Source organism: Kaistella yonginensis (genome assembly GCF_030409525.1).
In the GTDB taxonomy this organism is placed as follows: domain Bacteria; phylum Bacteroidota; class Bacteroidia; order Flavobacteriales; family Weeksellaceae; genus Kaistella; species Kaistella yonginensis.
Map to the genome: position 1 here is coordinate 46,082 of NZ_JAUFQB010000010.1, position 19,170 is coordinate 65,251.

At 36.8% G+C, this 19,170-nt stretch carries 21 protein-coding genes; 13 read left to right on the forward strand and 8 right to left on the reverse strand.

The window, feature by feature from the left end:
* The first annotated feature begins 14 nt into the window (after window positions 1-14).
* The 6 genes from QWY78_RS03650 to QWY78_RS03675 all read left to right on the forward strand — a co-directional run bounded on the left by QWY78_RS03650 (window position 15) and on the right by QWY78_RS03675 (window position 6,165).
* The gene (locus QWY78_RS03650) at window positions 15-731 is read left to right on the forward strand and encodes an energy transducer TonB (RefSeq protein WP_290216694.1); all 717 of its coding nucleotides are present in this window, start codon (window positions 15-17) and stop codon (window positions 729-731) included.
* Window positions 732-826: 95 nt separating this feature from the next.
* Complete coding sequence (miaB, locus tag QWY78_RS03655; RefSeq protein WP_290216696.1) at window positions 827-2,260, forward strand: tRNA (N6-isopentenyl adenosine(37)-C2)-methylthiotransferase MiaB; 1,434 nt, start codon at window positions 827-829, stop codon at window positions 2,258-2,260.
* Window positions 2,261-2,464: 204 nt separating this feature from the next.
* Window positions 2,465-2,602, forward strand: a complete 138-nt coding sequence (locus QWY78_RS03660; RefSeq protein ID WP_290216698.1) for a hypothetical protein — start codon at window positions 2,465-2,467, stop codon at window positions 2,600-2,602.
* A gap of 55 nt (window positions 2,603-2,657) precedes the next feature.
* Window positions 2,658-3,929: a sigma-54 interaction domain-containing protein gene (locus tag QWY78_RS03665; RefSeq protein WP_290216700.1), complete on the forward strand. Its 1,272-nt coding sequence runs from the start codon at window positions 2,658-2,660 to the stop codon at window positions 3,927-3,929.
* The gene (locus QWY78_RS03670; protein ID WP_290216702.1) at window positions 3,929-4,501 is read left to right on the forward strand and encodes an LptE family protein; all 573 of its coding nucleotides are present in this window, start codon (window positions 3,929-3,931) and stop codon (window positions 4,499-4,501) included. Before QWY78_RS03665 ends, QWY78_RS03670 begins: the two co-directional genes overlap by 1 nt.
* Window positions 4,501-6,165, forward strand: coding sequence for a DUF8458 domain-containing protein (locus QWY78_RS03675; protein ID WP_290216704.1), 1,665 nt, complete (start codon window positions 4,501-4,503; stop codon window positions 6,163-6,165). Before QWY78_RS03670 ends, QWY78_RS03675 begins: the two co-directional genes overlap by 1 nt.
* 32 nt (window positions 6,166-6,197) lie before the next feature.
* Here QWY78_RS03675 and QWY78_RS03680 read toward each other — a convergent pair whose 3' ends face one another.
* The 4 genes from QWY78_RS03680 to QWY78_RS03695 form a co-directional block, all read right to left on the reverse strand.
* The gene (locus QWY78_RS03680) at window positions 6,198-6,845 is read right to left on the reverse strand and encodes a DUF4126 domain-containing protein (protein ID WP_290216705.1); all 648 of its coding nucleotides are present in this window, start codon (window positions 6,843-6,845) and stop codon (window positions 6,198-6,200) included.
* A 65-nt stretch (window positions 6,846-6,910) separates the two neighbouring features.
* A complete protein-coding gene (gene rnpA, locus QWY78_RS03685) occupies window positions 6,911-7,291 on the reverse strand; it encodes a ribonuclease P protein component (protein ID WP_290216708.1) in 381 nt (126 codons plus the stop codon).
* Entirely contained in the window at window positions 7,284-8,012 is a 729-nt protein-coding gene (locus tag QWY78_RS03690) for a tRNA threonylcarbamoyladenosine dehydratase (protein ID WP_290216710.1), read from the reverse strand. Before QWY78_RS03690 ends, rnpA begins: the two co-directional genes overlap by 8 nt.
* Window positions 8,009-8,644 carry a TatD family hydrolase gene (locus QWY78_RS03695; RefSeq protein ID WP_290216712.1) on the reverse strand — a complete coding sequence of 212 codons (636 nt, stop codon included), beginning with the start codon at window positions 8,642-8,644 and terminating at the stop codon, window positions 8,009-8,011. The genes QWY78_RS03690 and QWY78_RS03695 overlap by 4 nt, the downstream gene beginning before the upstream one ends.
* A 94-nt stretch (window positions 8,645-8,738) precedes the next feature.
* Here QWY78_RS03695 and QWY78_RS03700 point away from each other — a divergent pair, with 94 nt between their 5' ends.
* The 6 genes from QWY78_RS03700 to QWY78_RS03725 all read left to right on the forward strand — a co-directional run bounded on the left by QWY78_RS03700 (window position 8,739) and on the right by QWY78_RS03725 (window position 13,739).
* Window positions 8,739-9,365: a TetR/AcrR family transcriptional regulator gene (locus tag QWY78_RS03700; RefSeq protein WP_290216714.1), complete on the forward strand. Its 627-nt coding sequence runs from the start codon at window positions 8,739-8,741 to the stop codon at window positions 9,363-9,365.
* Window positions 9,366-9,473: 108 nt separating this feature from the next.
* Window positions 9,474-10,448 (forward strand): outer membrane protein assembly factor BamD, encoded by a 975-nt coding sequence (locus QWY78_RS03705; protein WP_290216716.1) that lies wholly within the window; start codon window positions 9,474-9,476, stop codon window positions 10,446-10,448.
* 41 nt (window positions 10,449-10,489) lie between these two features.
* Window positions 10,490-10,813, forward strand: coding sequence for a DNA-directed RNA polymerase subunit omega (locus tag QWY78_RS03710; RefSeq protein WP_290216718.1), 324 nt, complete (start codon window positions 10,490-10,492; stop codon window positions 10,811-10,813).
* Between the two features lie 364 nt (window positions 10,814-11,177).
* Window positions 11,178-12,245, forward strand: coding sequence for a class II fructose-bisphosphate aldolase (gene fbaA / locus QWY78_RS03715; RefSeq protein ID WP_290216720.1), 1,068 nt, complete (start codon window positions 11,178-11,180; stop codon window positions 12,243-12,245).
* A gap of 81 nt (window positions 12,246-12,326) precedes the next feature.
* Window positions 12,327-13,178 (forward strand): acetyl-CoA carboxylase, carboxyltransferase subunit beta, encoded by an 852-nt coding sequence (accD, locus tag QWY78_RS03720; protein WP_290216723.1) that lies wholly within the window; start codon window positions 12,327-12,329, stop codon window positions 13,176-13,178.
* A gap of 54 nt (window positions 13,179-13,232) precedes the next feature.
* Window positions 13,233-13,739, forward strand: a complete 507-nt coding sequence (locus tag QWY78_RS03725; RefSeq protein ID WP_290216725.1) for a DUF6973 domain-containing protein — start codon at window positions 13,233-13,235, stop codon at window positions 13,737-13,739.
* Between the two features lie 58 nt (window positions 13,740-13,797).
* Here the strand turns inward: QWY78_RS03725 and QWY78_RS03730 are convergent, their stop codons facing one another.
* From QWY78_RS03730 to QWY78_RS03740, 3 genes are all read right to left on the reverse strand, one after another.
* A complete protein-coding gene (locus tag QWY78_RS03730) occupies window positions 13,798-14,259 on the reverse strand; it encodes a hypothetical protein (RefSeq protein ID WP_290216727.1) in 462 nt (153 codons plus the stop codon).
* 28 nt (window positions 14,260-14,287) lie between these two features.
* Window positions 14,288-16,954 (reverse strand): TonB-dependent receptor domain-containing protein, encoded by a 2,667-nt coding sequence (locus QWY78_RS03735; RefSeq protein WP_290216729.1) that lies wholly within the window; start codon window positions 16,952-16,954, stop codon window positions 14,288-14,290.
* A gap of 68 nt (window positions 16,955-17,022) precedes the next feature.
* Window positions 17,023-17,397 carry a hypothetical protein gene (locus tag QWY78_RS03740; protein WP_290216731.1) on the reverse strand — a complete coding sequence of 125 codons (375 nt, stop codon included), beginning with the start codon at window positions 17,395-17,397 and terminating at the stop codon, window positions 17,023-17,025.
* Between the two features lie 139 nt (window positions 17,398-17,536).
* Between QWY78_RS03740 and QWY78_RS03745 the strand changes: the two genes are divergently transcribed.
* Window positions 17,537-18,301 (forward strand): murein L,D-transpeptidase catalytic domain family protein, encoded by a 765-nt coding sequence (locus QWY78_RS03745; protein ID WP_290216734.1) that lies wholly within the window; start codon window positions 17,537-17,539, stop codon window positions 18,299-18,301.
* 44 nt (window positions 18,302-18,345) lie between these two features.
* Here QWY78_RS03745 and QWY78_RS03750 read toward each other — a convergent pair whose 3' ends face one another.
* Window positions 18,346-19,164: a GLPGLI family protein gene (locus QWY78_RS03750; RefSeq protein WP_290216735.1), complete on the reverse strand. Its 819-nt coding sequence runs from the start codon at window positions 19,162-19,164 to the stop codon at window positions 18,346-18,348.
* Window positions 19,165-19,170: the final 6 nt, after the last annotated feature.

Below are 19,170 nucleotides of genomic sequence, written 5' to 3' on the forward strand. Positions count from 1 at the left end.
AAAACAGAAACAATATGAGACTATTTTATTTGCTTTTCTTACTGTTCTCTACACGCAATCATACCCAAATTTTGGAGCGATATCCTACGGATCAACTTCCGTATACCGGTGGCGAAGTTGCCTTTTACCAAGATTTTTATCAACTATTAAAAAAGCAAAACATAAAACCTTGCGAGAATAAGCAGGAGCTGTATGAACTTAAATTGGTTGTTTATGAAGACGCGTCTGTAAAATTGGTAAAAGAACAAAATGCCGAAAAACTGGCAAATAATAAGTGCACCTATGAAATCATCAAAAAAGTTTTACCCGAAATGACGGGCTGGAACCCTGCGATCTACCAAGACAAAAAAATGCCCGCTGTTGCAGACTATCTGATCTACTTAGATGATTTATTTGAAAATTTTCCAGCGGCGTATGCAGCCTCTCATTATATAAAACAACCTGAATTCCCTGGCGGTCTGCAGAAGTTCCGAAACAAGTTTACGGGAGCTATCCGAATTCCAAAACTGGATCATACCGATGGCGAATTTACCCTTAGAATTGCATTTGAAGTCAATGACAAAGGTAAAATGCAAAATGTACGACTCTTAGAAAAAACAGGCTATGATCGTTTTGATGAAAGCATCATCAAAGGAATCCAATACATGAAATACCAATGGCAACCCGCAAGTTTTCATGGCATTCCAATCAAGACGACCCTCACAGTTCCGATTCATTTTACTTTTCATTAATCTGCCATTCTGTCATAGAAATTTGTATATTTGCTCCATAATTTTTTAGAGGATGGTGTATTACCGAACATCTAATTTTTAATATCTACAAAAACGTGCAAGAAAAATATATAGACGAAACCAAACAGGGCGAAGCTTTTGCCATCGCAGAAAAACCACAGAATAGTAAAAAATTATTTCTAGAAAGCTATGGCTGTCAAATGAATTTCTCTGATTCGGAAATTGTAGCTTCAATTTTAAATGAACAAGGCTACAATACAACTTTGGTTCCCGAAGAGGCAGATTTAATTTTATTAAATACCTGTTCTATTCGTGACAAAGCAGAACAAACGGTCAGAATGCGACTTTCGCAATTCAAAAATTTGAAGAAAGAAAAACCCAATTTAACCGTCGGCGTTTTAGGTTGTATGGCAGAACGTTTAAAAACCAAGTTTTTAGAAGAAGAACACTTGGTTGATTTAGTGGTTGGCCCCGATGCTTACAGAGATTTACCCAATTTATTAAAAGAAACAGAAGGCGGCCGCGATGCCATCAATGTTATTTTATCCAAAGATGAAACCTACGCAGACATCAGTCCTATTCGCTTGGGTGGAAACGGCGTTACCGCTTTCGTCACCATTACCCGTGGTTGTGATAATATGTGTACTTTTTGCGTGGTTCCATTTACCCGTGGTCGGGAGCGAAGCCGTGATCCACACTCAATTATTGAAGAATGTAAAGAATTATGGGAAAACGGTTACAAAGAAATTACCCTCTTGGGTCAAAATGTAGACTCTTACCTGTGGTTCGGTGGCGGCGCGAAAAAAGACTTTAAAAAAGCCACTGAAATTCAGCAATTAACCGCCGTAAATTTTGCCCAGTTAATGGAAATGGTGGCGATTGCAGTTCCCAATATGAGAATTAGATTCTCAACCTCTAACCCGCACGACATGAGCACCGATGTTTTCAAAATCATGGCGAAGTACAATAACATCTGCAAATATGTTCACCTTCCGGTTCAAAGTGGAAGCGATAGAATTTTGGCAAAAATGAACCGTCAACATACCCGTGCAGAATATTTGGCTTTAATAAAGAATGCAAAAGAACTGATTCCAGAAGTCTCCTTTTCTCAAGATATGATCATCGGATTCTGTGGCGAAACCGAAGAAGATCATCAAATGACATTGTCGCTGATGCGCGAAGTAGAATATGATTATGGTTACATGTTCTCTTATTCTGAACGCCCAGGAACACCAGCAGAAAAGAAAATGGAGGATGATGTACCCGCAGAGGTCAAACAAAGAAGACTCTCAGAAGTAATCGCTTTACAAGGGGAACTTTCCCGCAAAAGAATGCAAGGTTATGTCGGCAGAACACATGAAATATTAATTGAAGGAACCTCCCGAAAAAATCAAAACCAATGGAAAGGTAGAAATTCCCAAAATGCAGTCTGCGTTTTCGATAAATTAGAGGGTCAGAAACTAGGCGACATTGTGACTGTTTTTGTCCACGGCAATACGCAGGGAACGCTTTTGGGGGAAACGGTTTAAGGTCATTGCGAGAAATGTGAAGATGTCATTGCGAGGAACGAAGCAATCTTTTTTGGTAGACATTTCCGCCTTCCACTCCCGCTTTTTTTATTGCCAGCTTAGTTACGACAGGCTCAATTGCCAAGACAAGTTCAGCTACCAATAAAAAAAGAGCTCCGTTCAAGTCGGGCTGCAATGATCGCATAAAACAAGAGTTGCTAAAAAATGAAAGATTTACAGAACACACTAATTATCAATAACATTTCCGAACTGCTGGAAAACGCGCGGAAGAAAGTTGTGGTGGCTGTAAATCAAACCATCGTTCTCACTTGTTTTAAAGAAGATTTTATAAAAATCTTATAAAATAATTAAATAACACATTGTAAATTTTACATTGTAAATTATTCAAAGAAAAAATATGACAGACTTACAATCCATAAAAACGCGTTTCGGAATTATCGGGAATTATCCAGTTCTCAATAGGGCTTTGCAAAAAGCAATTCAAGTGGCGCCAACTGATATTTCGGTTTTGGTAATGGGAGAATCTGGTGTTGGGAAAGAATATATCCCGAAAATTATTCATGGAGAATCTCGTAGAAAACACCAACCGTACATTGTGGTAAATTGTGGTGCAATTCCAGAAGGGACCATCGATTCAGAATTATTTGGTCATGAAAAAGGAGCCTTTACCGGTGCAACTTCCACGCGAAAAGGCTATTTTGAAGTGGCAGATGGTGGAACTATTTTTCTGGATGAAGTGGGCGAATTACCCGTACAAACACAGGTTCGTTTGCTTCGGGTCTTAGAAAGTGGCGAGTTTATGAAAGTCGGCTCCTCTCAAGTTCAAAAAACCAATGTAAGAATTGTTGCGGCAACCAACGTAAATATGCTCAATGCCATTAATAATGGCAGATTTCGTGAAGATTTATATTACCGGTTAAATACCGTACAGATTGATATGCCCGCACTGCGTGATAGAAAAGGCGATATTCACTTGCTCTTCAGAAAATTTGCGATTGATTTTGCAGAAAAATACAGGATGCCAGAATTGGTTCTTACCGACGATGCCATAAATTATTTAGAAAATTATCCTTTCCCCGGAAATGTTCGTCAGCTCAGAAATTTGGTGGAGCAAGTAACGGTTGTCGAACAAGAACGAACCGTTAACTCTGTGAAGTTAGCCGAATATATTCCGATGCAAACCCAACTCCCCGCAGTGATTCAAAAAGGAAGCGGGATCTCTTCAAACGAATTTAATTCGGAAAGAGAGATTATGTACAAAATTCTTTTTGACATGAGAAATGACCTTAATGATTTAAAATCCTTAACTTCGGAATTGATAAAAAACCGAGAGGACAGCGATTTTAGTCATCAGGAAAAAAATCTGATCAACCGCGTTTTTACCCCTGAGACTCAGAGTCAAAATCCGAGCTCTATGCTTTATTTTGAAAAACAGAATCAGTATCAAAATCCGATCATTTCAAAAGCAGATGAAGATTATGATGATGTAGAAGATATTGAAATTGAAGAAACGAAAACAGATTCTTTATCGCTTCAAAACAATGAAAGAGAGCTGATTGTGAAAGCGTTGGAAAAACACAAAGGCAGAAGAAATAAAGCAGCAGATGAATTGGGAATTTCCCAAAGAACGCTGTACAGAAAAATTAAACAATATAATTTAGAAGATTAATGAAGACATTTCAGCGCGCAAAATCCACTTTGCAGACCAGGAAATTTAGTTTTATCTCGCTCTTTTTTCTTGGCTCTTTCTCTTTGGCTCTTTTAGCAAATTGTTACAGTTTCACCGGATCTTCTTTAAGTCCAGAAACGAAAACAATCGAGATCCGCGACTTTCCGAATAACGCACCCTTGATGAACGCCAGTTTATCCCAGGAATTTTCAACTGCCATACAAAACAGGTTCTTGCAGCGGACCACTTTAAAAGGGACAAAAGAAAATCCAGATATTTTAATTGAAGGTGAAATAACCGATTACGCAATTACACCCACCACCATTTCGACCTCGGTAAATGCACCAGGCGGAAATATTCAGGCTGCACAAAATAAATTGACGATAACCGTAAAAGTACACTATGAAAATCGTGTTCCCAATGAAGAAAGCAAAAGCTTTGACCGTGTGTATTCTGACGAAGCGGTGTTCAGCAGCGATTTAGATATCAATACCATCGAGACTTCGCAAGTAAAAGTGGTGAACGAGAGAATCATCAATAAAATTTTTAATGATATTGTAGCCAATTGGTAATGAACGGAAGAATTTTAGAATTAGTAAAAAACCCAGACTTATTTCAAATCAATGATTTGGAATTGCTGACCAGTGAAATTAACAAACACCCGTATATTCAAAGTTTGCGAGCGTTGCACCTTTTGGGTACACATCGGTTACAGCCAGAAAATTATGCCAATGAACTTTCTGTAACCGCCGCATACACCACAGATAAAAAAATTATTTATCAGTTGATTAATGCAGTGGAAGACGCAAAACCTTTTTTAGAAAGTGTTACTCAAGTAAGTGGTGCAAAAGAAAACAATACAGAACCTCTAAATAAGTTTACAGCGATCAAAGCAAAGACCACTGAAACTCCTGCGGCAGTTTACGTAAATGGCGCATTAAATCGTATTTTGTTTAAAGGCGAAGAAGATTTCCTTGAAAGAGAAACCGAGACCATTGATTTAGAATCCACCTTAGAATCGGGGCAACTTGTGATTCTGAAAACAGAAGAAGCTACTCATCAACGCAACGAAACAGCAATAGCCGAAGCCAAGAAGGCTGAAAATTCTGGCAAAGAAAATTTCATTAAAAACGAAGAAATTGTAGCTGAAAAGTCTATTGTTGAAGATTCCAGTAAGTTAAGTTTTCATGCTACGGCTGAATTTCTACCTGATGTAAAATTCACTTCAAGCTCACCGGAAGAACTTGTAAATGAAGTTGCAAAACCACCTTTGAATAAACATGAAGAAGAAATGAAACGTCTTATTGCTGAAGTGGAAGCAAAAATGAAAGCGTCGAAAAAAGACAAAACATTGCCTGAAGCAAAAGAAGACTTTTCAAAAATCGCAGAGGTTAATTTTTCTGAAACACAAACCTTCGATCTTACCAAAACCGAAAATAGTAATGAGAAAACGGTTGAGCTCGAAAAAACGGCAGCAACAAAAATCATTGAAAAACAAGATCCTTTAATTGAACAAAATACAATAAAGCTACCCATTTTGATTCCGGAAATAACGGTCGAAATCAAAACAGAATCTGCGCCAGAAGATAAACCAGTTTGGAAGCCAATGTCTTTCGCAACCCATATTCCCGATGCTCTAATAGGTGAAAAAACAAAAGAAACATCACCCCTAAAAGAAGCAGTTCAATTCAAGGAGACCATAGGTAAAACGGAAGAAAAACCCGAAACTGGGCAAGATGCCGAATTGACCAACCGACCAGTTTTCAATGTGTCATTTTTTACGCAAAGTGTTTCAGCCCTCGAAAAACCAAATAAAGTCGAAGAAATTACACCGGATCAAACAGGACAAATTCCTGCAGAAACCCTAGAGGAAAGCAATGTTCCCACGTTCATCAACACGTGGCAAAGTTGGTTGAAAATAGATCGGAATAAAGAAGAAGTAAAAGAGAAAATTGAAATTTCGATTACGGAAATTAAAAATAAAGTCATCGAAAACTTTATTGAAAAAGAACCGAAAATTTCGAAATTAAAAGAAGAATCTGATTTCGTTATTAAAGAAAGAAATGATGATATTTCCCACTTAATGACTGAGACTTTAGCCAACCTTTACATCCAGCAAAAACTGTATGCAAAAGCAATTAGAGCCTACGGAGTTTTGTCCGAAAAACATCCCGAAAAGAAATCTTATTTCGAGGCTAAAATCAATTTAATAAAGGAATTACGTCAGAATAAATAGACAGGCAGCCCGCTCAATGGAGTGGGCTCATTTTATTCTAAATTTTTTCGGTCGACCGCTTCTATGTTGATTGTTTTCGCATTTTGATCCGACTTAAAGTTTCTAAATTTTCGCCATAATTTCCTACCTAAAACCAAGACGATTACGATCAAAATAATGGTTACAATAAAGGCGATAATTGGGGCGGCCATGGCCAAAATCGACATTAATCCGGCACCAGCCGTTTCTGTAGTTGCAACGACTGAATTTCCTAAACCTCCAGTTGTAGCCGTCGAGGCAGCGCGCGTTCCGGCAAAACCAGAACTGATTGCGGCCGCTGTACCACCACCGGCAATTAAGGCTAAAGTCCATTGCGGAAATGTTCCTATATCTGCGAACTGACTCGCGAACATGACCGAACCTGCTAGGGTCGCCATTGGCACCGACATGGTGTCTAAAAGATGATCGATAACGGGGATGTAATAGGCTAAAATCTCAACTACGGTCGCGATTCCTGTCGTTATTAAAACGGGTAAGCCGGCAAGCCACTGAAAACTTTCGTTCATCGGAATCCAGCCCATGTAGGAAGCTAGACTCACGGCAAACATCGGCAAAAAAACCCTGAAGCCCGTTGCTGCAGCTAACCCAATTCCCATGAAAGCACTGAGAATATAAGGTAAATATGGAATATTATCAAACATTGGTGTGGTGTTTTTAATTTGTTTCTTTTACCAAATTTATAAAAATATTGCGTTGAATTCAAACATTACTTTCTTGATTCACAAAGTTTTAAGAAATTTTCTTCTACATTTTTAAAATGAACAGGCATTTCTTTAGAAATCCAAAAAACCATGGATAGCGAGTTTCTGCCAAATTTTTCTGCAAAAAGCGATTTGTTTAATCGGTAACTTTCCCGCAGTAACCTTTTTATTCTATTGCGGTCGTGTGCTTTTTTAAAAATTTTTTTAGAAACAGAGACACCGACTTTTTGATTGTTGATTATAAAATCTTCCTGCGGTTTTTGATCCAAATTAAGGGTAATAATTCTTAAATTATCACAGGTAATCCATTTGCCTTTTTCAAAAAGCACGCCGATTTCTTTTTTGTGTTTTAGCTTTTCCTTCTTCGGAAGTTTAAAATCAGTCATCTTTTTTTATTAAATAATTAATGACTTCGGCTGCAGCATAAAGTCCGAATATCGCTGGAATATAACTGATCGTTCCGTAAAAAGATCTTTTAAAATTGGTGCCGTCGGTCATTTTTAAACTTTCTTCATTCTGAATTTCTGTAGAAAAAACACATCGGATTCCTTTATCAATATTTTCTTTTTTTAACCGCTTTCGAACCTGTTTTGCGAGATGGCAACTTTGGGTTTTATGAATATCACGAACCAGTACTTTTGAAGGGTCCATTTTCCCGCCGGCTCCCATACAACTTACAATTTTCACTTTTCGGCGGCGGGCATTCATAATTAAAGTCACTTTTGGGGATACACTATCGATACAATCTAAAACATAATCGTAGGTTTGATCATCAAATACGGTTTCCATATCCTCGGGATTTAAAAACTGATTCAATTGCGTAAGTTTTAATTCGGGATTAATATCCAGAAGACGCGCTCCTACGACCTCAACTTTCGCTTTACCAACGGTGGATGTTAAGGCGGGAAGTTGGCGGTTGATATTGGTAAGATCCACTGTGTCGCCATCAACAATCGTCATTTTTCCGATACCAGCTCGGGCTAAAAACTCTGCTGCAAACGAACCTACGCCGCCCAAACCAACCACCAGTAGGTTTGCTTTATGCAACTTTTCTAGAGCTTGGTCTTTAATCAGTAATTCAGTTCTTTCGAGCCAGTTGTTTTTCATTTTAAAAGGGGAATATTAAAAACTTTCAGATTTTCTTCAATTTGCAAAGTGAGTTTTTCCACTTTAATCTTCTTTAAATCAGCTACTTTTTGATAGAGCGTGTGAAGATCAAATGGTGTGTCATCGGTTTCCAGAAAAAGTTTTTCGGTCGGGAAATCTTTTACAAATTCCTGCAAATTTACATTTTGCAAAACAGATTTTCCAAAACTTAGATAAAAATCGTGCTTTTGCAATTCGTTACCAATCGTTTTTCTTTTGTTAAAGCCGTGTACAACCATAGGGACTTTTGCTTTTTTTTGAAAATGAATGACTTGTGAAAATCTTCTAACACAATGAACTATTAGAGGTTTCTTCAACTCGTTTGCCAAATGAATCTGCTTTTCAAAAACTTCTTCTTGTAACCCATCATCTATATTAATAAGTCCGTCTAAACCGCATTCGCCAATAGCCACACAATATTTATTATTTGCGATTTCTTGCAACCAATGAAACTGATTTTCAGTTGTTTTCGCACTCAAATTGGGATGAATACCGGCAGAAAAAAAACCAATTGGCGGTGTTTCATAGAGCACCAAATTATAAATCCCAGAAAAATTTTTTGAATCATGATGGTGAAAATCAAAGTAAGCCATGCTCAAAAATAACTAAAAAGTGATTATGAAGGCTAAAAAATTAGTTTTAAATTATGTGATATTTTCTTTAACTTTACTCAAAACTAAAAACCCGATGAAAAAAAAATTTACTGAAAAGCAAATTCATATTTTAAATGTTGCCGAAAAGCTCATTGCAAAAAAGGGATTTGAAGGAACTTCCGTTCGGGATATTTCAACAAATGCCAATATTAATGTAGCCATGATTAGTTATTATTTTGGCTCCAAGGAAAAAATGATGTCTTACCTCTACCGCTACCGTGTGCAAAAAACCAGAGATAGCTTTGCGGAGTTTGCCCAAATAATCAGAGACGGAAAACCAGAAATGCAGATGAAGGAACTGATTAAATACGTGGTTAGCCAACTGTTTAAATTCAATTATTTTCATGGTTTTGTTACGCAGGAACTACGACACACCGAGCATTTGAAAGAAGATCTATTGGAATTTTACACTACATTTACTTCTAAAATAGATGACGTAATTAAAAAAGGGGTTTCTTCGGGAGTTTTCAGTAATGCACCAAAGCCGGAAGATATCTTGACTTTAATCGTTGGATCGTCGTTGTTCGTTATTAGAAATAAAAATTTTTACGAATTATACGTTTCGGGTAAAGAAGAAAATTACCTGGAAGAAGCTGAGAAAAAAACGATGGCCAATCTTTTAGTTACCGTTTTTTCACTTTTAGGGTATCAATCTGATTAAAATATTAGTTAAATAATCATAAAAAAAAATCTATTGATAAAAAAGTTATATTTTTGCACCCTGAACCGCGGAAATTAAATCTCCTATAATTTCTGCTATATTTTATTTATGAAAAAGTATTTGATTATTACATTTGCATTCTTTGCATTATCTGCCTGCAACAGGCAACAGGATTTAGCCTTGAAAAGTGCAGATAAAGATTATATCTTAAAAGTAGCCAACGAAAAATTTGAAAAGAAAAAATGGACGGATGCTTTGGCATTGTACGAACGACTTTCAAACTTGGTTGCCGGCACTGATGACGCACCCAATGTGGTTTATAACTCAGCGTACGCAAACTACTACGATAAAAATTACAAATTGGCTGGTCACCAGTTTAAAAATTTCTCGGTAACATTCCCACAGGATAAACGTGCGGAAGATGCTGCCTACATGTCGGCATTGTGTTATTATGAAGGTAGTATGGATTATAACCTGGATCAAAGCAGCACTGAGTTGGCCATTAATGAGATGCAAAATTTCCTTAATAACTATCCAAATTCTGAACGGTCAAAAAATATCGATCAGCTTATTGATGAATTAACCTATAAATTAGAATTTAAAGCCTACGAAAACGCGAAGCAATACTATAAAATGGCTGATTATAAAGCTGCAAGTACTGCTTTTGAAAACGTGTTGGATGATTTCCCCAGCACAAAGTTGCGTTCAAAAATCTACGACTATCTGTTGAAATCTAAGTATGAATTGGCTGTTAACTCTGTGTATAGTTTAAAGAAAGACCGTATCGAAAGCGCTTTGGGCTTCACCAAGCAGATCGAACGTGAAGTTCCTGGAACCGATAATGCGAAAACAGCAACCGATTTAAAAAATAAATTATCCAAAGAAAAAGAGGGTTTTGCAGAGCTTGAGAAAAAAGTTGAAGCCAGAAATAAAGAATTAAAAGATAAGCAAATAGAAGAGGAAGCAAGAATCAATTTAGAAAAAGATCAGAGAGACGCTGAAAAGAAAGCTGAAAAAATTCAAAGAGACAGCGCGGCTTTGGCAACGCCACCTCCAGCGGCTACTTTCAAAATCAAAAAGTAATCCGTACATTTGCAAACTCCAAATATAACAATCCACTGAAAATGAGCGTAAAAGATTCTAAAGCCGAATTAAGCACAATAACTTACGATAGAGATAAAATCGAAGAAAATGTAGGTTCTATCTACGAAGCAATCGTAGTGATGGGAAAAAGAGCTGAGCAAATCAATGCGGAAATTCGCACTGAGCTTCACAATAAATTAGATGAATTTGCAGTGCACAATTCAACTCTTGAAGAAGTTTTTGAAAACAAAGAACAAATCGAGATTTCTAAACATTACGAAAAACTTCCAAAACCAACTTCAATTGCAATTCAAGAATGGTTAGACGGAGAAATCTACTACAGAAAAACCGACGAAAAGAATTAATATTCTATTTCTTTGCAACTTATAAAATAAAACCGCTTCGATATCGAGGTGGTTTTTTATTTTAATGGAGTGTTTTATTTTTAACCTTCGGTAAATAATGAGATAGATGTTAAGATAAATGGATTAAGGTCAACAGGAACATCGGATCACACCATCGCTAAGAATATAGATTGTAAAACCTTAAAAATAAGAAAAACCCCACCTGCTATTTTTTGTTGAGACGACTTCTTTGTTGGTTCTATTTCAAATTTTCACATGATTGTAAATTAACACAAAATTACAAGTTTGTTTATTTTTAAGTTGTCCATATTTTAGTAACTTTACAGTTCTAAATTTTTAGTAGAAATCTATAAAAATATCAATTATGAGCAAGAAATTTCCGGCAGGAGTTGCCACTGGGCAAATGGTTACCGACATTTTTCAATACGCAAAAGAAAATAAATTTGCACTTCCAGCAGTAAATGTTATCGGTTCTAGCAACGTAAATGCAACCATCGAAACTGCTGCAAAACTAAATTCACCAGTAATTATTCAGTTTTCAAATGGCGGGGCTGCTTTCAACGCAGGAAAAGGTTTAAGCAATGAGGGACAAAAAGCCGCTATTCTAGGTGGTATTGCCGGTGCTAAACATATTCATACTTTAGCAGAAGCATACGGAGCAACCGTTATTTTACATACCGACCACTGTGCTAAAAAATTATTGCCATGGATTGATGGATTATTAGATGCAAGCGAAGAGTTTTACGCTCAAACAGGCAAACCTCTTTATTCTTCTCATATGCTTGATTTATCAGAAGAGTCAATTGAAGAAAATCTTGATATTTCTTGTAGATATTTTGAACGTATGGCCAAAATGGGAATGACCCTAGAAATAGAATTAGGCATCACCGGTGGTGAGGAAGATGGAGTGGATAATTCTGGGGTAGATTCTTCAAAATTATATACCCAACCTGATGAAGTGGCTTACGCATACGAAAGATTAAATGCGATTTCGCCAAACTTTACCATTGCGGCGGCTTTTGGAAATGTTCACGGGGTTTACAAGCCAGGTAATGTGAAATTAACGCCTAAAATTTTAGATAATTCTCAAAAATTTGTCGAAGAAAAATACGACTTAGGTGCAAAACCGATTAACTTTGTCTTTCATGGTGGCTCAGGATCTTCATTAGAAGAAATAAGAGAAGCAATTGATTATGGCGTTATTAAAATGAATATTGATACCGATCTACAGTTTGCTTACACCGAAGGAATCAGAGATTTCATGGTAGAAAAAATAGAATATTTAAAAACACAAGTTGGCAATCCAGATGGTGCTGATTTACCAAACAAAAAATATTACGACCCTAGAGGGTGGGTAAGAAAAGGAGAGGACACTTTCTCCAAAAGATTGGTTCAAGCTTTTGAAGATTTGAACAACGTAAACACACTTTAAATTTTTTGCACAAAGTATAATGTAGAAAGTGATAGTTACCGACTACATTGTATATTGTAATTTATACATAAATTCAAAAATATGGCATTCGACTGGTTTAAAAGGAAAACACAAAATATCACCACTTCTACGGAAGATAAAAAGGATGTTCCCAAAGGACTTTGGCATCAAACACCGAGTGGGAAAATTGTAGAGCACGAAGAGTTAAAAGCAAACAATTACGTTTCTCCAGAAGATGGTTTCCACGTGAGAATAGGAAGTAAAGAGTTCTTTTCGATTCTTTTTGATGACAATAAGTTTACGGAGCTCGACGCTAATGTGGAAAGTGTAGACATGTTGAATTTTAAAGATACCAAGTCTTATACCGACCGTTTAAAAGAAGTGAAAGCCAAAACCAAGCTAACAGATTCGATCCGAAATGCGGTAGGAAGTGTTAATGGAGAACAAATGGTAATTTCCTGTATGGATTTTAGTTTTATAGGCGGTTCACTCGGATCGGTGATGGGCGAAAAAATCCGCCGAGCAGTGGATTATTGTATCGAAAACAAACTGCCTTATATGATCATTTGTCAATCGGGTGGTGCGAGAATGCAGGAAGCTACTTATTCCTTGATGCAGTTGGCAAAAGTACAATCCAAATTGGCGCAACTCTCGGAAGCGGGCTTGCTGTATATTGCCTATTTATGTGACCCGACTTTTGGTGGGATTACCGCTTCTTTTGCAATGACTGCCGATATTATTATGGCAGAGCCGGGAGCTTTAATTGGTTTTGCTGGTCCACGGGTAATTCGTGAAACCATAGGTAAAGATTTGCCAGAAGGTTTCCAAACTTCGGAATTTTTACAAGAAAAAGGATTCGTAGATTTCATTGTGAAAAGAACAGAAATTAAGGATAAAGTATCTAAAACAGTTCGATTATTAGCGGACGCTTAACAAATTGAAATTATTTTTAAAATCTCACCTCAATGGAGGTGGGATTTCTTTTTTATGAGAAACATCAAAATCATATTTAATGCTTTACGATCGTTAAGTTTTACCAAAATTATGAAACTTCTACGATTGACGCTTCCACATCCTCTATTTTCTATTCTGGGATTATATGCAACGGTACGAAGTTTTTCTTTGGCTCAAAAACATTTTCCTAAAACACATTCCAATGATGGTGTTGGTAATGCTTTCCGTCATTCGCTGTGGACTTGCCTTATCATGATGTATTGCTGCAAGATTTCTTCGCCCAAAAAATCATTGGACTACTGCAAAAAAATGACCGATTTACACGAAGAGCTTTTCCCAAATAAACCGCTGCAAACCAAAATGGATCTTCACAATAACCAAGTTGGGATGGATTATTTTATGTCTCTACTTCCTGGCGTTCATCGGCAGTTTTTTGAAACGAGTTTCTTCGTTAAAGATCTTATTGACAAAACAAAAACCGCGAAAATTCTGAAAAGTTTAGATGATGATTTCAGTGGGGAGTTGGTTTACCTAAAATAAAAACCCCGACCTAAGCCGAGGTTTAATTCTTTGTTGACCTTATTGCTATCCTGATTTTTTAGGGCAATGGTGCGCCCACTTCTAAATCACATCGGTGATGCGGTTGTCCGTGTGCTGGATTATTAGCTGGTTTCGGACCAGTCGCTTGAACTGGTGCAGAAGGTGCTGGTGCAACTGATGGCGAAATAGGATTGGTATTAAAATTATTTGGCGATGCATTTTGTTGTGGTATAACTTGTGGTGCTGCACTTTGCTGTGGTGCGCTGTCAATAGGTGCTCCTACAGGAATTTCACACCGGTGATAAGGTTGGCCATGCTCCGGATTCAAAGCTGGTTTTTTGCTGTCGCTATCAGTGACCACTGTATTAGCACCTTCAGTAGTTACTTGCTCATTGGCTTCCACTACGTTCATTGTAGTTGCGGAATCTGCAGCTGTTACCGTAGTTGCATCCACGGTTGCTTTTTTATCACACGAATAAAGTAGGGCCGCAACCGCTATTAATAAAGATAATATTCTCATGTTTTCTATTTTTTTCAAAAGTAAGAAATTAAAACTTAAAATCTAAGCCGAGATATACATTTGCGCCCATAATAGGAGCATACACCATTCCCGCATCAAAGTAATTTCCAAAAGGATTTTGCACGTCTAAGATTGGGTGGTCTTGAGTGTATCCAGTCAGATTTTCTCCGCCGAGGTAAGCACGAATGTTTTTGTTAAAGTTTCTGGCAATCTGCCCATTCAGCGTTGCATAGCTTTTCGAGAACTCAGGCAATCGATATTCCAAAGGATTAGAATTTAAGTTGGGTAATTTCTGCTTTCCAATTAACTGAAGTGTTGTATCGAAACTCCAGTAAGCGCCATTATCTGTTTTGCCGGTAGCATAGGAAGTATTAAAAAAACCTCTGTTCTTTGCCATAAAAGGTATTTCTCTTTTTCCGCCCATGAAATCTGCTTGTACATCATAATATTTATAAGCCAATCTCATTTCTAAATTTTTTGCCGGGGTAAAATCCAATTGTGTTTGAAAACTGTTTGCAAATGACTCTCCTTGTAAATTGTAAAAAATGATTTTCTGTGGAGAAATATCTAAATCAGTAAGTACCTGATTTTGAAAATCTGTTCTAAAGAAATCTGCTACTAAAGTTGCTTTTCTGTTAAATAATTTAAATTCCTGTTGAACACTAGCACCATAATTCCAGGCGATTTCAGGCTTCAAATCATAGATTTTCCCTCCGTTTCCTAAAATTTCAATCTGCCTGTTGGACCCGAAATACTGCTGACTTTCTGCAAAGATATTCGCTGTTCTAAATCCTCTTCCAGCAGAGAGCCGCAGAATCGTTTTAGGTGTTACATCATACTTAAAGTTAAGTCGTGGGGTAAATTGTGTTGCAGCTAAATTATGAAAATCCGTTCGAGCCCCCGCAACCAAAGTATATTTGAGTCCGGTTAAAGTATATTCGAAGAATAACCCAGGCACGGTTTCAGTCCTTTTATATTTTTGAGTCAGATAATCTTCCTCATATTGATCATATAAAAAACTTGCTCCGGTTTTGAATTTATTGTTGGTATTTCCGATAATACTTTCAAAAACTAAATTGGAATAAAAAGTATTTTGGTTTCCCCAGTAATTTCTGTTTCCGAAGAAACTATCCTGTTGGTGAGTGGTAAATTGATTCATCCAACCAATGCTTTGATAAGGTTTACCTTTGAACATATAACCTGTTTTGTTCCAGATTTCGAAACGCGATAGGTCAATCCCGACCCCATAAGCAGCTTGCTGAGAGCGGTCGATCTTTTTATCAAAAGCAGTTTGACCACCAAACCTTTCATCTTTCACAAAACTAATTCCGAAATGAGTACCTAAACCGGAATGATCCAAATCGTTATAATTTAAAAGATAGGTCGCATTAATTTGATTGCCAGTCGGTTGATCCAGGAAACCGTCATCATTAGAATCAATTTTTCCTAAAGTTGCGTTTCCATGAAGAAGTACCGATTGATTCCAATGCGAGTTTAGTTGCGTGGTAGAGGTAATATTGGTTTCAACTCTTCCGTTGACATCAGTAAAAAAGTTGACCGCCGTTTCTGGCTCTTCATGAACTTTCAAAAGTTCGGTGTTAATTTGTCCTGTAATGCTTTCGTAACCATTGACCACCGTGCTTCCACCTTTCGTTAGTTGGATTCCGCCAATCCATCTTCCAGGAATTAAATTTAATCCGTAAGGAGCTGCTATGCCACGAATCGAGGGTAAAAGTTCTTTTGTTAAGGAAGTGTATTTCTGATCCAAACCTAACATTTTCAATTGCTTTGTACCGGTTACTGCATTTGTAAATGATACATCAACAGTCGCATTGGTTTCAAAACTTTCAGATAAATTACAACATGCGGCTTTCAATAGCTCTTTGCTGCCAATATTATATGTTAAGCCTGTTTCTTTTTTATTTAAAGCGGTTGCGTCTGTTAATTTTATTAAGCGAACTTCTTCAATCGACTTATCGAAATGATCAGCGTGATCTGAAAAATCCTTTTTTTGCGTTGGAGCCTCATCGTCATGAACCAAATCGCTTTTCAAACCCAATGCTAATTCGCGGTCATACAAGCAACAATCCGGAAGGTTTTTGTAGGTGTCGTCTTTTGATGTATACTTTTCATTATCGTGGCCAACTTCCGCAATTTTCTTTAAAATAACATCTGAAGAAGTTTTTGCAGAATCAAAGTTTAGCGTTACAGTCTGCGTTTCTGCGTCCCAAATAGCCGAATTTGCACCAGCGTTTTTGGCGGCTTTCTCGATTCTGGCTTTACAGGAACCACAATTTCCTCGAACAAAAAATTGATTGTCATTTTTTGTAGATGGTGCGGTAGCCTCTTTCTTTAGAAAAGAAGGTTCTCTTTTATAATGACAGCAAGAAGGCAGCTCCTCGTAAACAGATGAAGTGGTGTTGTATTTTTCATTGTCATGACCTACAGCAGCAATGTTTTTTAGGATTTCATCTGCTGAGGTTTTTGTTGAATCAAATTCAAGGTCGAGTTTTTGCGTGTCTGCATTCCAGTTTGCAACCGTAGCACCCGATTTTTTTGCGGAATTCTCAATTCTATCCTTACACATTCCACACTCGCCTTTCACCAAGAAAGTTGATTTTGTTATGGTCTGAGCGAATAGAAAGGAAGAAAATAGTAGTAATAGTGCGAAAAGACTTTTAAACAAAGTTTTCATTTTTTTAAATAAGTTTAATTAATAAAAAGGTCACCAAAAGAACGGTCTTTTGGCGTAATTCTCATAAATTAACTTAATTTAGGCGGCTGCCAAATATTTTGAATCGTAGTTGAAAAATAAGAATTTCCGTACGCAAAATTAAATTTCTGAATAAAGAAATGCGGTTGTAAAGGTGAATTAAATTCTGCTGAAAGATAGTTCATCACAAAATGAACAGTGCAGGAATGACATTGTGTGCAATCCTCGCCACAGTGATCTTTTTCGGAATTGTTTTTTCCATGATCAGCATGACATGATTTGGTCGTATCGATTTTGCAGCAATTTTCTACACTTAATTTCTCATCACAACATTCCTTCGGATTTTGTGCAGAAATCATTTGTTTGGGCAAAACAAAAATGCTCAAGCCCAAAAGCATAAAAAATATTTTCAAAGTTCTCGACATGCGTTTGCAAAATTAATAAATTTAATCGAGTTAACCTGATAATCGTTAAATCTTCTTAATTAAAGTTAAAAAACATGCGTTCAATTGGTTGATAGTTAATTAATTGTATTTTTGCCAAGTCAAAATTATTTAACATAATATGAAGAAAATCCTCTTATCATTAGTAACTGTTTTATTTTTCGCAACCTCTTTTTATACTATTGAAGAATCAAATAGATTATTAGAAAAAAGCCCATTACAAAATCACTTACAAAAATCAATTATAAATAGTGAACCGAAATCATCAGCAAAATATGCTGAAGAAATCTATTCGACGATCAGGTTTGACCAAATAAATCAGCTCCAACCCGAGGTGTTTTATAAAGCCTATTTAGGTTTTTCCAATCTAAAGAAGGAAGGGAAACTAGATAGTGATGCCCATTTGTTAACCATTTGCGATTTTTCACTATCCTCGGTGGAGAAAAGACTTTGGGTTATTGATTTAAATGAAAAAAAAGTATTGTATAATTCCTTGGTTGCTCACGGGAAGAACACAGGTGAAGAATTCGCTCATAAATTTTCAAATACAGAAAGTTCATACCAATCCAGCCTCGGATTTTATATCACAGAAGGCACCTACAATGGCTCCAACGGTTATTCCCTGAAACTTTTAGGAATGGATTCGGGTTATAATGATGCCGCTTTGCCGCGTGCAATTGTAATGCACGGAGCCGATTATGTAAGTGAAGATTTTATTAAAAATCAAAAACGATTAGGCAGAAGCTGGGGTTGTCCAGCGGTGCCACGAGCTTTAGCAGAACCCATCATCAATATCATTAAGGATATAAATTGTCTCTTTATTTATTACCCAGACGATCAATATCTGTCGAGTTCAAAATGGTTGAAACCAGCGGAAAATAGTTAAATAAAAATCCCGATTAACAATTGTAAGCCGGGATTTTTTAGGTCTTATTTTAACTCGATTGGATTATTGTTTTTCTTGAGCTCTTCTTTTTGTCGTTCCTCCATTTGCTTTCGCTGGTTTGGATCCATTTCAATCCTCATGCCACCACGATTTCCACCTCCCGCGGAAATTGCTGTTATTGCTGCCGATGGGTTTTTTCTAAATTGGTCTTGTTGCTTTTCAAACGCTGCTCTTTTAACGGTAATCGTAGAGCCTCTTTGGTCGAAAGTCGCTATTTCATTAATTTTTTTAGCTTCTTTCAGATCGAAACTATAATCGCCTTTAGCATCTTCAACCTTAACAATTAAACCAGGTAATCCAGAAAATTTATAGGGGCCATCCTGAAAAGGGACCTCAGTGGTAAACCAGGCGTACCAAGTTCTTCCTGCAAAATTAGTTTCTGCTTTTTGTGTTTTGTAATCGCCAATTTTTGCTGTTTCTGAAAGAATTTTCCAATCCATTGGTCGGTCTTCTTCATAAGCATACTGATCACGTAGAATTCGTGCTTTAAATAATTTCTTTCCTGTTTTAAAATCTTTTTCAATGATAAAATCCAAATTGCTTCTAAGTGCTTGCATTTGATTTCGGTCAAAATTAAAATTTCCGGTCTGTCTCATTCTGTTTATTAAAGAGTCTCTCTTCAGCCTGTTTTCAGCATAAAAAATAGAATTTCCTGCGGCAACGTCAAGATGAGCAACTTCTGTTGTAATGTTAGCCCGATTGGTGGAGTCTGGTTTCATGGTTACTTGGTAAACAAAGCGATTTGCTTGTGCAAAAATAATCTGGGTACATAAGCCCACAAATAAAAGCGTGAATTTTTTCATTCTTTA

Coding starts and splice junctions, on each gene's coding strand:
- fbaA (WP_290216720.1), top strand. CDS start 11,178: ATGAGCAAGAAATTTCCGGCAGGAGTTGCCACTGGGCAAATGGTTACC.
- QWY78_RS03740 (WP_290216731.1), bottom strand. CDS start 17,397: ATGTCGAGAACTTTGAAAATATTTTTTATGCTTTTGGGCTTGAGCATT.
- QWY78_RS03650 (WP_290216694.1), top strand. CDS start 15: ATGAGACTATTTTATTTGCTTTTCTTACTGTTCTCTACACGCAATCAT.
- QWY78_RS03700 (WP_290216714.1), top strand. CDS start 8,739: ATGAAAAAAAAATTTACTGAAAAGCAAATTCATATTTTAAATGTTGCC.
- rnpA (WP_290216708.1), bottom strand. CDS start 7,291: ATGACTGATTTTAAACTTCCGAAGAAGGAAAAGCTAAAACACAAAAAA.
- QWY78_RS03730 (WP_290216727.1), bottom strand. CDS start 14,259: ATGAGAATATTATCTTTATTAATAGCGGTTGCGGCCCTACTTTATTCG.
- QWY78_RS03690 (WP_290216710.1), bottom strand. CDS start 8,012: ATGAAAAACAACTGGCTCGAAAGAACTGAATTACTGATTAAAGACCAA.
- QWY78_RS03735 (WP_290216729.1), bottom strand. CDS start 16,954: ATGAAAACTTTGTTTAAAAGTCTTTTCGCACTATTACTACTATTTTCT.
- QWY78_RS03665 (WP_290216700.1), top strand. CDS start 2,658: ATGACAGACTTACAATCCATAAAAACGCGTTTCGGAATTATCGGGAAT.
- QWY78_RS03670 (WP_290216702.1), top strand. CDS start 3,929: ATGAAGACATTTCAGCGCGCAAAATCCACTTTGCAGACCAGGAAATTT.
- QWY78_RS03725 (WP_290216725.1), top strand. CDS start 13,233: ATGAGAAACATCAAAATCATATTTAATGCTTTACGATCGTTAAGTTTT.
- QWY78_RS03660 (WP_290216698.1), top strand. CDS start 2,465: ATGAAAGATTTACAGAACACACTAATTATCAATAACATTTCCGAACTG.
- accD (WP_290216723.1), top strand. CDS start 12,327: ATGGCATTCGACTGGTTTAAAAGGAAAACACAAAATATCACCACTTCT.
- QWY78_RS03705 (WP_290216716.1), top strand. CDS start 9,474: ATGAAAAAGTATTTGATTATTACATTTGCATTCTTTGCATTATCTGCC.
- QWY78_RS03745 (WP_290216734.1), top strand. CDS start 17,537: ATGAAGAAAATCCTCTTATCATTAGTAACTGTTTTATTTTTCGCAACC.
- QWY78_RS03750 (WP_290216735.1), bottom strand. CDS start 19,164: ATGAAAAAATTCACGCTTTTATTTGTGGGCTTATGTACCCAGATTATT.
- QWY78_RS03695 (WP_290216712.1), bottom strand. CDS start 8,644: ATGGCTTACTTTGATTTTCACCATCATGATTCAAAAAATTTTTCTGGG.
- QWY78_RS03710 (WP_290216718.1), top strand. CDS start 10,490: ATGAGCGTAAAAGATTCTAAAGCCGAATTAAGCACAATAACTTACGAT.
- QWY78_RS03680 (WP_290216705.1), bottom strand. CDS start 6,845: ATGTTTGATAATATTCCATATTTACCTTATATTCTCAGTGCTTTCATG.
- QWY78_RS03675 (WP_290216704.1), top strand. CDS start 4,501: ATGAACGGAAGAATTTTAGAATTAGTAAAAAACCCAGACTTATTTCAA.